Source organism: Dactylosporangium sp. CA-092794, from assembly GCF_050948465.1.
Lineage (GTDB): Bacteria > Actinomycetota > Actinomycetes > Mycobacteriales > Micromonosporaceae > Dactylosporangium.
The window spans coordinates 1,805,707-1,818,492 of record NZ_CP192044.1 but is presented as its reverse complement, the minus strand read 5'-3'; the positions used below and the strand labels follow the sequence as shown (position 1 = coordinate 1,818,492).

Sequence of the window (12,786 nt, the reverse complement as noted above, 5' to 3'; positions counted from 1 at the left end):
TTGGCACCGCGGACCTGGCAGGGTCGGGGCCGCCCGTTCAGGGCAGGCCCCGGCCCGGTGTCTGGCGGGAGCAACGGTCTGGAAGTGACGCGGACCCGAGTCCATATTTTTCGGACAAATCCGAAATGTCCGGCGCGACGGCCGACGGGGGGCGGCCGACGGCGCGACGGCCGACGGGGGCGGCCGACGGGGGGCGGCCGACGGGGGGGGCGGAGCGGACGTGGCGGAGGTCAGGCGGTCTGGGGGTGGGCGGTCGGGGTCGTGCCGCGCAGGTCGGCGAGGCCCTCGGCGACGCCGCGCAGGAAGGCGGTCGCGTCGGTGAGGTTGCCGACCGCGGTGTTGTCCTCGGCCACGCAGCCGGCGGCCGCGGTCACGAACTGCTCATAAGCCGTCACGCCCTGCTCCAGTTGCTGGGCGAGGGCCTGGTGGGCGGGGCGCAGGCCGTCGCCGGCCGGACCGATGCGCATCGCGCGCTCGACCGAGGCGCAGCGCTGGGCCAGGTCGCGGAGCTGGCGCTCGGCGACGGTGGCGTCGAGGACGGCCGACTCCGCGGCCGGGCCGAGGCGGCCGACCAGGCCGCTGAGCATGGTGGCGGCGCGGTCGAGGCGGCGCCACGGCTCGGCGACGGTCAGGCCGCGCAGCTTGAACGAATCGCGCTGGCGGTCGAACTCGGCGATCGCGGTGCGGCCGGCCGGGAGCCGCTGGACCAGGCCGACGAGTTTTTCGCGGGCGAGGGCGCCGGCCAGGGCCGGGTCGGGCTCGGGCGGGACCGGCAGCGCGCGGAACGCCCGGTAGTCCAGCCATCGCCACCAGGTGATGGCGATCGAGCCGCCGGCCGCGGCCGCCCAGAACGCGTCGGGCAGGCCGAGGCCGCTGTAGGGCACCAGGACGGCGGTCGCGCCGGTGAGCAGCCCGGCGCGCACGGACCAGCCGCGCGCCGAGCGGTGCAGCTTCCGCAGCCGCTTCAGGTGCCTGGTCCGATCGCTGGTCATGACCGCCCCCGGTTCGCTTCCCGTCCGGTCAGCTGGCGCTGGCCGAGTCTCCCGCCTGCTTGTCCTTGAGGCTCGCGCGGATCTCGTCCAGGCGGGAGACGCTGGCGTCCTTCTGCCCCGACGCGGCCACGGCGGGCGACCCGGGCGCGGCCGCGAGCTGCTCGCCGGCCATGCTCGCGCGGATCTGGTCGAGGCGGGAGCTGCCGGCCATGTCGAGGCTCGAGCGCTGGACCTCCAGCATGCGGCCCTCGACGGAGTTGGAGGCGAGCTCGGCCCGGCCCATGGCGTTGGCATACCGCCGCTCGATCTTCTCCCGGACCTCGTCGAGCGACGGGGTGTTACCCGGGGCGGCCAGGCCGCTCATGGACTCCAGCGACTTGGCGACGCTCTCCTGCATCTTCGCCTGCTCCAGCTGGCTGAGCAGCTTGGTGCGCTCGGCGAGCTTCTGCTGGAGCATCATCGCGTTGTTCTCGACCGCCTTGCGCGCCTGCGCGGCCGCGTTGAGCGACTGGTCGTGGAGGGTCTTGAGATCCTCCATGCCCTGCTCGGCGGCGACCAGCTGGGTGGCGAACACCTGGGCGGTCTGCTCATATTGCGCGGCCTTGGCCTCGTCACCCTCGGCGCGCGACTTGTCGGCGAGCACCAGCGCCTGGCGGGCCGACCCCTGCAACTTCTCGACCTCGGACATCTGCCTGGACAGCCGCATCTCCAGCTGGCGCTGGTTGCCGATCACGGCCGCGGCCTGCTGGACCAGCGCCTGGTGCTGACGCTGCGCATCCTCGATCGCCTGCTGGATCTGCACCTTCGGATCGGCGTACTCGTCGATCTTGGCACCGAACAGCGCCATGAGGTACTTCCAGCCCTTAGCGAACGGATTCGCCATCTCGCGGTCCTCTCTCGGCCAGCACTTGAACGTGCAGGCTTCCATGGTGTCAGGCTCGCGCTAGAGCGTCACGCCCACCGGTAGGGCAATAGGCGGGAAATTACCACCATAACCCACCAATCCGGACGCAAGTCAGGGAGAAGTCAGGGCTGTCCACCCGGGGGATCCCCGCCGGACAGCGCCGAGCGGGACAGTCGCTCGGCCTCGGCCAGTCCCGCCCGCAACCCCTCGAGGTCGTTGGTGAGCTCCGCCACCTTCGTCGCGGTCAGCGGGGTACCCCCGACCGTCGTCGCATGCAACGCCACCAGCTCCGCCATGCGAGCCACCAAACCTTCCATGCCCAGAACGGCCGATTGCATGCGGGCCAGCAGCATCTCCCGGGCCTCGCGCAGCCGCTTGCCCACGTCGAGCTGATCGGACACGGCCCGCAGGGCCCGCTCGCGCTCGTCGCGCAGCGGCCCGGCCGGCGTGCCGGACAGGCCGCGCTGCAGCTGGTTGTGGTCCTGCCGCAGCCGCTGGACGTTGATCCCCGACTCGGTCTGCGCGATCAGCGTCACCTGCCCGGCGAACCGGGCGAGGTCCGCGAGCGCGCCCGCGGCCTGGTCGTCGACCTCCGCGACCTGTGCGCCCAGGAGCGGGTCGCCGGTGCCCTCGGACTGCTTGCGCAGCGTGCGCACCGCCGCCTCGGCCCGGCGCAGCCAGCGCTCCGCGTCGCTGCCGCGCGGCGGCGTGGGCAGGCTCTGCGGGGCGGGCGCGGTCAGCGGGCGGGGCGAGCGGCCGCGGTCGGCGAGCGCGCCGAGGCCGACCCTGACGCCGTAGACGGCGCCCGCGACCACGATGCCGACCGGCAACCCGACCAGCAGGCCGGCCGGGGCCAGGGCGGCCGCGACCGCTCCGCCCATGCCGCCCAGGACCCCGGCCGCGACGAGACCCCACGGCTCGGTCAGCTGCTCCTTGACGCCCACGCCGTAAGTGTGCCTTGTCCGGATGCGGATCAGAAGTTGCTCAGGACGTTGACGAGCACCTTGTCGATGGTCGTCGGGTCGCTCGCGTCGTAGGCCGCCGCGCGCGAGGCCGCCGAGATCTTCTGCAGGGTGCCGAGGTCGGCCTGCCCGCCGTACGCGATGGTGAACACCCGGACCGGGATCTCCTTGTCGGCGGTGTCCACGTCACGGATGAGGGCGTCGAGATCGCTGTCCTTCGGGTACTCGTTCTTGCCGTCGGTGAGCACCACGACCGCGTTGATCCGGGCCGGGTCGGCCAGCTCCGCCATCTTGGACTGGGCGGCCCGCGTGGTCGCGTACAGCGCCGTGCCGCCCTCCGCGCTCAGCGACCTGATCACCTGCTCCAGCGGCGCCCGGTTGCCGCTCAGCGCCCCGACCGGCACCTGCTCGGTGTAGGGCGTGCTGGCCCCGCCGACCTCGGTCGAGAACGTCCACAGCCCGACCTCGTCGTCCGGCGCGAACAGCGACAGCGACTGCAGCGCGGCCTGCTTGGCCAGCTCGATACGGGTCTGGCCGTTGCCGGCGGGGGTGGTCATCGACCCGGAGACGTCCAGCACGAGCAGCACCTTGGCCCGCTTGCGCTGGGCGTCCCACGTGCTCAGCGCCTTCTCCAGCACCTGCGGCGCCGGCGGGTCGATCACGGTGTACTTCGCGTCGGGCGTCAGCCCGTTCTCCCGGGTCAGCCCGGCGCCGGCCTTGCCCTCGGAGGAGCGGAAGGCCAGGTCGGTGAACCGCTGCTGCTGCGGGGCGTCGCGCACGTAGGCCAGGAAGTCCGCCGCGGCCGCCCGCTGCTCGTCGCTGGCGTTGGTCAGCACCACATATGGGTGGTCGCTGATCAAAGTGCCTTCCTTCGGGTACACCGCGACGAGCGGCACCCGCGGCTTGGGCCCCTTGCCGGCCAGGGCCGGGTCGCCCGTGGGGTTTCCCGTGTTGTAGTCGTACACCGACTTCTCTTCGATCGCGACCGCGCTGATGTAGTTCAGCCCGCGCCCGGCCTGGTCGGCGGCGGCGAAGTTGGACAGGAACGTCAGCGAGGTGTCGCCGTAGTGGACCACGCCCGACTCGACCGACTTGACGTAGTTGAGCACGTTGGGGTCGGCGAGGTCCTTCTCGGTGAGGTCGGTCGACCGCCCGGTGGCGGCGAAGTACGCGCCGACGGTCGCGTTCAGCCCCGAGGTCGAGAAGTGCGGATTGGTCTTGCCGAGCTTGAACCGCCCCCACTCCGGGTGTCCCTTGGCGCCCCACCCGTTGGGATCGTTGCTGAGCCCGAGCACGTCGCCCCAGCCGATCGGCTTGTCCGGCCACCCGAGCGCCTCGGCCATCGGCTTGGGCATCGCGAGCACGAGCGGGGACTGCGCGATCATCGGCAGCTTCCCGTCCGGTACCAGCGCGCCCTTGTCGCCGCCGGCCAGCCGCTGCGTCAGCAGCGCCACCCACGACGCCGAAGCGGGCGTCCACACCGCCGGCTGAGGCCCGTCGCGCCCCACGTCCCACCCGCTGGCGAGCGCGTCGAGCGCCGCGCCGGACGCCTTGGACTGCACGACGGGGTCGGCACACTTGCCGTCGAACCGCCGGTCGGACCGGATGTAGCTCTTGGCCAGCTCCTGCATGAGCGCGGCCTTCTCGCTGGAGGCGGTGACGTTGAGCGCGATGCACCCTTCCCGCCGCGGCGCACCGGCCGGCCCGCCGTTGTCGTCCCCGCCCCGGTTGGCCAGCACGAGGTACACACCGCAGACCGCGAACACGCCGATCACCGCAGCGATGACGACCGGGAGTGGATTACGCCGCCGGTTGGGTGCCGGGTAGCTCACGGGTCGCTCGCCTCCACGCTGCTGCGCGCTTTCATCGCCCGGAACGGGCGCGGCCCCAGTGTGTCAGACCACGTCGAACCCGCCCGTTCACCGCGCGGCAACCAGCCCGCGACGAGAACTCTCCACGATCATGCCGAACTCGCCCGAGCACCAAGGGTTTTTCATGATCGCGGAGCGAAAATGTACCTATAGGTACCATATGTCTCCAAGATCACCGCAAACCGCCACTTTCGGGGCGAGCACCTCATGATCACGGAGACTTACGTCCGCCCAGTCCCGAGCGCGGGCCGCGACAGCGGTGGAAGTGCTACACACCGCAACGTCTGCCGTGCGAACCGTAGCGGAAGCCCTGCGAAGCGCGGCAGCGAACGCGCTCGCGGCGGAGGACGTGCGCAGCGCGACGGGGCGGCGTGCGCAGCGCGACGGGGCGGCGTGCGCAGCGCGACGGGGCGGCGTGCGCAGCGCGACGGGGCGGCGTGCGCCCGATAGTGGCGAATTCCCCGCCAACCGGCCCGCTATTGGCCACGTGATCACGGACGGTCAAGGCCGTTGTAGGGCCGCCGCAGGGTTTCGTGATCGTCTACGGTTCCGCACCGCGCCACTCGGCGTTCGAGGACTCAACTCCCGACCGCGGACTCCTCCTTGACCGGCCCGCACTCTCCCCGACCCGGCCCGGGCCACCCTCTCCCCCGGCCCTCCCCGGCCCCGGAAACGGCCGACCCCGCGACCCAGGAGGCGGCGAGCTCAGGCAGCGAAGACGACGTCGCGCTCCCGGTCGGACGTCCCGCGAGTCGCCCGCAGCGTCGTGCGAAGCGGCCCGTCGTGATGCACTGCGACCGACAGCTTGGCATCGGCGGCGATCTTCGGCCGGCCCGCTTTGCGCACCAGGCGCGCCTGCGGCCCGTCGGCCGGCCCGCTCGCGGCCGCATCGCCCGACGGAGCCCCGGCCGGCACAGGCACCGGCACGCCGGCGGGAGCCGAGGCGGTGGACGGCGCGACGGCCGAGGTCGACGCCTCGTCGGGCCCCGGCTCGGGGGCGCCGACCGGCACGAGCACCGGCGGCAGGTCTTCGGCGAGGGCTAGGGTGTCGCTCACGTCACGCAGCACCTCGGACAGCGCCGCTCCCAGGGCCTCGCAGATCGCGGCCAGCAGCTCGCTGGACGCCTCCTTCTGGCCCCGCTCGATCTCGGACAAATACCCCAGGCTCACATTGGCCGCGGTCGAAACCTGCCGCAGCGTCCGATGCTGGGCCTGCCGTCGCGCTCGCAGCGCGTCACCGATCACCCGACGAAGCAGCACGGCGGCACCCCCTCTGACGCAGCTGGCAAGACCGCGAAAAACTGGTACTCGTCACGGTACCTGGTGCGGAGCCGATCGACACCCTGCCCCGCCGTTACAAGACGGCGAGGGTATCTGCGAGCAGCATCACGGCGGCCGACACCGCGCCCGTCCGCACCGCCGCGCGATCGCCCGGCAGGGTGAGTTCGCGCACTTCAACGCGGTCCGGCTCGCCGCGGACGGGCGGCGGCCCGACCACCGCCACATACACCCGCCCGACCGGCTGGCCTCCCTGCGGGTCCGGCCCGGCGACCCCGGTCGTGGACGCGGCCCAGTCCGACCCGCACCGCTCCCGCGCCCCGGCGGCGAGCGCCGCGGCGACCGACGGGTCGACCGGCCCGTGCGCCGCGAGCAGCGGCGGAGGCACCCCGAGGAGCTTCGCCTTGAGTTCTGTCGCGTACGCCACGATCCCGCCCCGGAACACCCGGCTCGCCCCCGGCACCTCCACGAAGGCGGCCGCCAGCAACCCGCCCGTCAACGACTCGGCCACGGCCAGCGTCTCCCCGCGCCGCTCGAGCGCCTCGAGAATCGCGCCCGCCCGCTTGTCCCGCCCCGAACTATCAGTCACGCCGTCCCCTTTCCCGCGCACCATCATCGGGCCCCAAGGACCTGCACACCCAGAGCACTGTCTATCCGCCAAAACTCAGATAACCGAAATGTCGGATATGTCCGTCACGAAGTGGCGGACATATCCGCTCCGAACGCACCACATGATCGCGCAGCCTGCAGCACGCCGGGCAGCACCACGCCGCCGGTTCGGCCTCTCGCCGGAGGGCGTTCCCGGGTGGCCGCGCCGCACTGGGCGATGCCGAACACGACCGCGGCGAAACCCGGAAACGCCGCCCCGAGCAACGGAAACGCCGAAGAGCCCGCCGAGCACGACGGCAACGCACCAGGCCCGAGCACGACCACGGCCGTTCGGCGCGGAAACGTCTCGCCGAAACCACCCGACGAGGCGGGCCGCACCGCTCGCGACGCTGGACGCCTCGCCGCGGGCGCGGGCCGGGCGGGGCGGCCCGGGGTCATGCGACCGGCTCGTCCGCCTGGGGGGCGACGGCCGGGGCCTCCGCCGGCGCCGGGTGGGGGGCGCCACCGGCCGTGGAGAGCGAAGCGCGCCGGATGCGGATCGCGCGGGCCACGTAGTCCAGGCCCGTGACGACGGTCACGGCGACGGCGGCGAACATGATCCAGGGGCCGACGGCGGCGAAGGCGGCGGGCAGCGGTGCGAGGTACCAGCCGATGCCGAGGATCTGCAGGGCGGTCTTGACCTTGCCGCCGCGGCTGGCCGCGATCACGCCGTGGCGGAGCACCCAGAAGCGCAGCGCGGTCACGCCCCACTCGCGGATCAGGATGACCAGCGTCACCCACCACGGGAGGCGGTCGTAGATGGAGAGCAGGACCAGGGCGGCGCCGGTGAGGGCCTTGTCCGCGATCGGGTCGGCGACCTTGCCGAACGACGTCACCAGGTTGTGCGCGCGGGCGATCCAGCCGTCGACGTAGTCGGTGGCGGAGGCCACGACGAAGATGAGGCCGGCCGCGATCTGCCAGGCGTCGTGCGTCATGCGGCTGGCCACGACGCAGAGGACGAAGACGGGGACGAGCACCATCCGCGCGACCGTGAGGACGTTGGCCGCGTTGAGCAGCGGGACGGGCTTGGCCGCCGTCATCGCGCCGCCGGGCCGATCAGCTCGATCGGCGTCGCGATCAGGTCGACGCCGATGCTCTCGGTGACCTTCGCGCGGACCAGGTCGCCGGGGCGGAGGGTGGCCGGGTCGACGGCGCCGCCGGGCACGAGGGTGGTGGAGCCGTCGACCTCGGGGGCCTGGTGGGCGCCGCGGCCCTCGACCTCGGTGCCGTCGGCGTGGTGGTCCACCGTGTCGACGAGCACCTCGACGACGGTGCCGACGCGGTCGCCGGCGCGCTGGGCGCACAGCTCCTCGGCCAGGGCGCTCATCCAGTCGTACCGCTTCTTGATCGTGTCGGCGGGCACCTTGTCCGGCAGGCCGGCGGCCTCGGTGCCGTCCTCGTCGCTGTAGTCGAAGACGCCGACCGCGTCCAGGCGGGCCTCGGTGAGGAAGCGGGCGAGCTCGTCGATGTCCTCGCGGGTCTCGCCGGGGAAGCCGACGATGACGTTGCTGCGCGCGCCGGCGTCGGGGTCGAGGCGGCGGACCGAGCGGAGCAGGTCGAGGAAGCGCTCGGTGGAGCCGAAGCGGCGCATGCGGCGCAGGACGGGCTCGCTGGAGTGCTGGAAGGACAGGTCGAAATACGGCGCGACGCCCGGGGTGGTCGCGATCGCCTCGATCAGGCCGGGGCGGGTCTCGGCGGGCTGCAGGTAGGAGACCCGAACCCGCACGATGCCGGAGACGGCAGCCAGCTGGGGCAGGAGCTTCTCCAGCAGGCGGGGGTCGCCGAGGTCCTTGCCGTAGGAGGTCGAATTCTCGCTGACCAGGACGAGCTCGCGCACCCCGTTGGCGCCCAGCCACTCGGCCTCGGCGAGCACCTCGTCGGGGGTCCGCGAGACGAACGCGCCGCGGAAGGACGGAATGGCGCAGAACGCGCACCGCCGGTCGCAGCCGCTGGCCAGCTTCAGCGGCGCCACTGGCCCCGAGTCGAGCCGTTGCCGCATCACCCCGCGCAGGTGGGCGGGGAGGTGACCGGGCGTCACGACGGGCGCGGTACGCCGCGCGACCGGGGTGATCGGCAGCAGGGTGCGCCGGTCGCGGGGGGCGTGGGACGGGATCGTCTCGCCGGCCAGGACGGCGTCGAGCCGGGCCGCCATGTCGGGGTAGTGGTCGAAGCCGAGCACGGCGTGGGCCTCGGGCAGTTCACCCGCGAGCTCCTCCCCATAGCGCTCGGCGAGGCATCCGGTGGCGACCACCTTGGCGCCGCCGGTGTCGGCCGCGGCCAGCAGGGTGTCGATCGAGTCCTGCTTGGCCTTGGCGACGAAGCCGCAGGTGTTGACGAGCACGACGTCGGCGTCGGTGCCGTCGGTGGTCACCTGCCAGCCACCGTCGGCGAGGCGGGCGGCGAGCTCCTCGGAGTCCACCTCGTTGCGGGCGCAGCCCAGGGTGAGCAGGGCTACGCGGCGGTCGGCGTTGGTGGACATGCTGTCGAGGGTACCGACCGGGGCTGACATTTTGCGGGCCGGATCCGCTCCAGGTCCGGTCCGCACGGGCGACGCCGGGCTACCGCAGCAGCGCGGCGGTGATGCTGAGGGTCGCCATCGACAGGGCGGTTGAGGCGACGATCACATCCCGGGCGAACGTGCCGTCGACGCCGTACGCGCGGCCGTAGACGAACGTGTTCTGCGCCGTCGGCAGCGCCGAGCACAGCACCACCGCGAGCAGGGCCGGACCGCTCAGGCCGAACACGAACCGGCCCAGCGCGAAGCACAGCGCGGGCTGCACGCACGACTTGAGCAGCACGGAGAGGGCGACCTCGGCCGGGCGCCGGGGCTCGCCGTCGGCGGGACCACGCGGTACCAGGGAAAGCCCCAGAGCGATGAGCGCCGAGGGCACCGCGGCGTCGCCGAGCAGCGCCACGGTGTCGCCCATCAGACTGGGCAGGTGGACGCCGGCGGCGCCCAGGATCACGCCGGCCAGGCAGGCGAGCATGACGGGGCTGCGCAGCGGCACGGTCAGCAGGCGCCGCCAGCGACCGGCCGAATGCTCACTCTGCGCGATGTCCAGAGTACCGAGGATGATCGGGGTGAGGATGGTGGTCTGGATGAGCAGGACCACCGCGATGAAGCTCGCGTCGCCCAGCACCCGCACGGCGACCGGGATGCCCAGGTTGCCGGCGTTGACGTAGGCGGAGGCCATCGCGGCGACCGTCTGCTCGGCCAGGGAGCGGCGGAACACCCAGCGGGCGGCGCAGAAGCCGACGGCGCCGATGATCAGGGTGGCGGTCGCGAAGGCGGCGACCGCGCGCCCGGCCGGGCCGCCGAGCGGCTGGCGGGTCAGCGTGTCGAGCAGCGCCGCGGGCATGGCGACGTAGAAGACGAACGCGCCGAGCACGTCGACGGCGGCCGGGCCGAGCACCCGGGTGCGGCCGGTCAGATAGCCGACCGCGGTCAGCGCCCAGATGGGCACGAACGCGGCGAGCACGCGTCAGTCGTCGTCTTCGGCGGCCTGGAGGGCGCCGAGCACCTCGGGCAGCGCGTCCGGCTTGATCAGCACGTCGCGGGCCTTGGAGCCCTCGGACGGCCCGACGATGCCGCGGGTCTCCATGAGATCCATGAGCCGCCCGGCCTTGGCGAAGCCGACCCGCAGCTTGCGCTGCAGCATGCTGGTCGAGCCGAACTGGCTGGTCACGACCAGCTCGATGGCCTGCACGAGCAGCTCGAGGTCGTCGCCGATCTCCTCGTCGATCTTCTTCTTGCCCTCGTCGCGCTTGACCGTGACGTCGGGCCGGAACTCGGGCTCGCGCTGGTCCTTGCAGAACTTGACGACGTCGCTGATCTCGGTCTCGGAGACCCAGGCGCCCTGGATGCGGATCGGCTTCGACGCGCCCATCGGCAGGAACAGCGCGTCGCCGCGGCCGATGAGCTTCTCCGCGCCGGGCTGGTCGAGGATGACCCGCGAGTCGGCCAGGCTGGACGTGGCGAACGCCAGGCGGGACGGCACGTTGGCCTTGATCAGGCCGGTCACGACGTCGACGCTGGGCCGCTGGGTAGCCAGCACCAGGTGGATGCCGGCGGCACGGGCCAGCTGGGTGATGCGCACCACCGAGTCCTCGACGTCGCGCGGCGCGACCATCATCAGGTCGGCGAGCTCGTCGACGACGACCAGCAGATACGGATACGGCCGGATCACCCGCTCGCTGCCCGGCGGCGCGGTGATCTGCCCGGCCCGGACCTTGCGGTTGTAGTCGTCGATGTGCCGGACCCCGGCCGCGGCCAGGTCGTCGTAGCGCATGTCCATCTCGCCGACGACCCAGTCGAGCGCGTCGGCGGCCTTCTTCGGGTTGGTGACGATCGGCGTGACCAGGTGCGGGACGCCCTCGTAGCTGGTCAGCTCCACCCGCTTGGGGTCGACCAGCAGCAGCCGGACCTCGTCGGGCGTGGCTCGGGTCAGCAGCGACACCAGCAGGCTGTTGAGGCAGGAGGACTTGCCGGCGCCGGTGGCGCCCGCGATGAGGATGTGCGGCATCTTGGCCAGGTTGGCCACCACGTAGCCGCCCTCGATGTCCTTGCCCAGCGCGACGATCAGCGGGTGGTGGTCGCCGGTCGCGACCCGGGAGCGCAGCACGTCGCCGAGCGCGACGTTCTCCCGGTCGGGGTTGGGAATCTCCACGCCGACCGCGCTCTTGCCCGGGATCGGGCTCTGGATGCGCACGTCGGCCGACTTCACCGCGTAGGCGATGTTCTTGGACAGGGCGGTGATCCGCTCGACCTTGACGCCGTGGCCGATCTCCACCTCGTAGCGGGTGACCGTCGGCCCCCGGGTGAAGCCGGTCACCATGGCGTCGACGCCGAACTGCTCGAACACCCCCTGCAGCGCGCCCATCACCTCGTCGTTGGCCCGGGTGCGCCCGCGCGGGGCGTCGCCGGTGCCGAGCAGGGTGGGCGGGGGCAGCTTGTAGTCGGCGTCGGTGAGCGCGAGCTGCTCGGCCCGGGTGGGCTGCGGCGAGTGCTCCGGCGGCTCCTTCTCCCTGGGCTCCTTCTTCGCCTTCCGCGCCGGGGTCGGCATGCGCTGTAGCACGACGGTGTCGTGGATGAGCTCCGGCTCCAGGTCGGGCGCGGCGGCGTCGAACTCGTCGGGGTCGAGGCCGAGCGGGTGCGGCAGCGGCTCGGGCTCGCCGGTCCGGGAGCCCTGCCGGCGCCGGGCCGGCGAGCGCCGCGCGGGCGTCTCCTCCGGCTCGTCGTAGAGGTCGTCGAACTCCTCGTCGTCGGCGAGCGCCGGGTCCTCGACCCGGCCCAGGGCGAGGTCGCGCAGCTGCCGCCAGCGGTGCGGGATGCGGCTGATCGGCGTGGACGTGACGACGAGCAGGCCGAAGCCGGACAGCAGCAGCAGGAGCGGCACCGCCACCCAGGACGTCACCGCCATCTCCAGCAGCCCGCCGCCGCCGCGGCCCAGCAGGCCGCCGGCCCGGTCCATCCGCGCGGGCAGGGTGGGGCTGCCGGCGGCGAGGTGCATCAGGCCGGTGCCGCCGATGAACAGCGCGCCCCAGCCGACGATGCCGCGGCCGCGGTGCTCCTCGGCGTCGCCGCCGGAGCGCATGATCCGGACGCCGCCGATGACCAGCAGGACGGGCAGCACGGCGGAGGCGGCGCCGATGAACGTGTGGCACATGCCGGCCAGCCAGCGCCCGACCGGCCCGGCCGCCTGGAACCACAGGGCCGCGGTGAGCAGCACGGCGAGGCCGATGACGGCCAGGCCGGCGCCGTCGCGGCGGTGCTCCGGGTCGAGCTCGCGGGCGGTGGCCGCCTGCCGGCCGATCGCCCGGGCGCCCCAGCCGACGCTGTGCGCGAGCCCCATCCAGACCGCGATCATGCCCCGGCCGAACAGCCCGAGCGGGGTGGCGACCATCGCGCCGGTCCGCCGGCGGCGGACCGGGGTCGCGGTGCGGGTGGTGGCCCGGGGCGCGGCCCGGCCGCGGCCGCGGGCGGCGGGCGTGGCCTTCGCCGCCGGGGTCGGCGCCGCGGTGCGGGTGCGCGGTGCGGCGCGCTTCTGCGGGGTAGCACGCGTGTTCGAACCGCCGCGGGCGTTGGACGCACCTCCGCCGCGGCCGGCCTGGGAGGTGCGGCCCGCCATGGT

Annotated in this window: 10 protein-coding genes; all 10 read right to left on the bottom strand. The window is 73.2% G+C overall.

The window, feature by feature from the left end:
• Positions 1-230 precede the first annotated feature (230 nt).
• Positions 231-992 carry a phage shock envelope stress response protein PspM gene (gene pspM / locus ACQPXD_RS08025; protein ID WP_432836296.1) on the bottom strand — a complete coding sequence of 254 codons (762 nt, stop codon included), beginning with the start codon at positions 990-992 and terminating at the stop codon, positions 231-233.
• Positions 993-1,020: 28 nt separating this feature from the next.
• On the bottom strand, positions 1,021-1,875 hold the full coding sequence (locus ACQPXD_RS08020) for a PspA/IM30 family protein (RefSeq protein ID WP_432836294.1): 855 nt from the start codon (positions 1,873-1,875) through the stop codon (positions 1,021-1,023).
• Positions 1,876-2,018: 143 nt separating this feature from the next.
• Positions 2,019-2,840, bottom strand: coding sequence for a hypothetical protein (locus ACQPXD_RS08015; RefSeq protein WP_432836292.1), 822 nt, complete (start codon positions 2,838-2,840; stop codon positions 2,019-2,021).
• 29 nt (positions 2,841-2,869) lie between these two features.
• Complete coding sequence (locus ACQPXD_RS08010; protein WP_432836290.1) at positions 2,870-4,690, bottom strand: substrate-binding and VWA domain-containing protein; 1,821 nt, start codon at positions 4,688-4,690, stop codon at positions 2,870-2,872.
• Between the two features lie 744 nt (positions 4,691-5,434).
• A complete protein-coding gene (locus ACQPXD_RS08005; protein WP_432836288.1) occupies positions 5,435-5,989 on the bottom strand; it encodes a helix-turn-helix domain-containing protein in 555 nt (184 codons plus the stop codon).
• Positions 5,990-6,083: 94 nt separating this feature from the next.
• A complete protein-coding gene (locus ACQPXD_RS08000) occupies positions 6,084-6,620 on the bottom strand; it encodes a CinA family protein (RefSeq protein ID WP_432843713.1) in 537 nt (178 codons plus the stop codon).
• A gap of 430 nt (positions 6,621-7,050) precedes the next feature.
• Complete coding sequence (gene pgsA / locus ACQPXD_RS07995) at positions 7,051-7,695, bottom strand: CDP-diacylglycerol--glycerol-3-phosphate 3-phosphatidyltransferase (protein ID WP_432836286.1); 645 nt, start codon at positions 7,693-7,695, stop codon at positions 7,051-7,053.
• Positions 7,692-9,134 carry a 30S ribosomal protein S12 methylthiotransferase RimO gene (gene rimO / locus ACQPXD_RS07990; protein ID WP_432836284.1) on the bottom strand — a complete coding sequence of 481 codons (1,443 nt, stop codon included), beginning with the start codon at positions 9,132-9,134 and terminating at the stop codon, positions 7,692-7,694. Before rimO ends, pgsA begins: the two co-directional genes overlap by 4 nt.
• 79 nt (positions 9,135-9,213) lie before the next feature.
• Entirely contained in the window at positions 9,214-10,134 is a 921-nt protein-coding gene (locus tag ACQPXD_RS07985) for an AEC family transporter (RefSeq protein ID WP_432836282.1), read from the bottom strand.
• 3 nt (positions 10,135-10,137) lie between these two features.
• Entirely contained in the window at positions 10,138-12,783 is a 2,646-nt protein-coding gene (locus ACQPXD_RS07980) for a DNA translocase FtsK 4TM domain-containing protein (RefSeq protein WP_432836280.1), read from the bottom strand.
• Positions 12,784-12,786: the final 3 nt, after the last annotated feature.

What these genes read in the sequence shown, in the direction of transcription:
- rimO (WP_432836284.1), bottom strand. Translation starts at nt 9,134, where the DNA reads ATGTCCACCAACGCCGACCGCCGCGTAGCCCTGCTCACCCTGGGCTGC.
- ACQPXD_RS07980 (WP_432836280.1), bottom strand. Translation starts at nt 12,783, where the DNA reads ATGGCGGGCCGCACCTCCCAGGCCGGCCGCGGCGGAGGTGCGTCCAAC.
- ACQPXD_RS08000 (WP_432843713.1), bottom strand. Translation starts at nt 6,620, where the DNA reads ATGGTGCGCGGGAAAGGGGACGGCGTGACTGATAGTTCGGGGCGGGAC.
- ACQPXD_RS08020 (WP_432836294.1), bottom strand. Translation starts at nt 1,875, where the DNA reads ATGGCGAATCCGTTCGCTAAGGGCTGGAAGTACCTCATGGCGCTGTTC.
- pspM (WP_432836296.1), bottom strand. Translation starts at nt 992, where the DNA reads ATGACCAGCGATCGGACCAGGCACCTGAAGCGGCTGCGGAAGCTGCAC.
- pgsA (WP_432836286.1), bottom strand. Translation starts at nt 7,695, where the DNA reads ATGACGGCGGCCAAGCCCGTCCCGCTGCTCAACGCGGCCAACGTCCTC.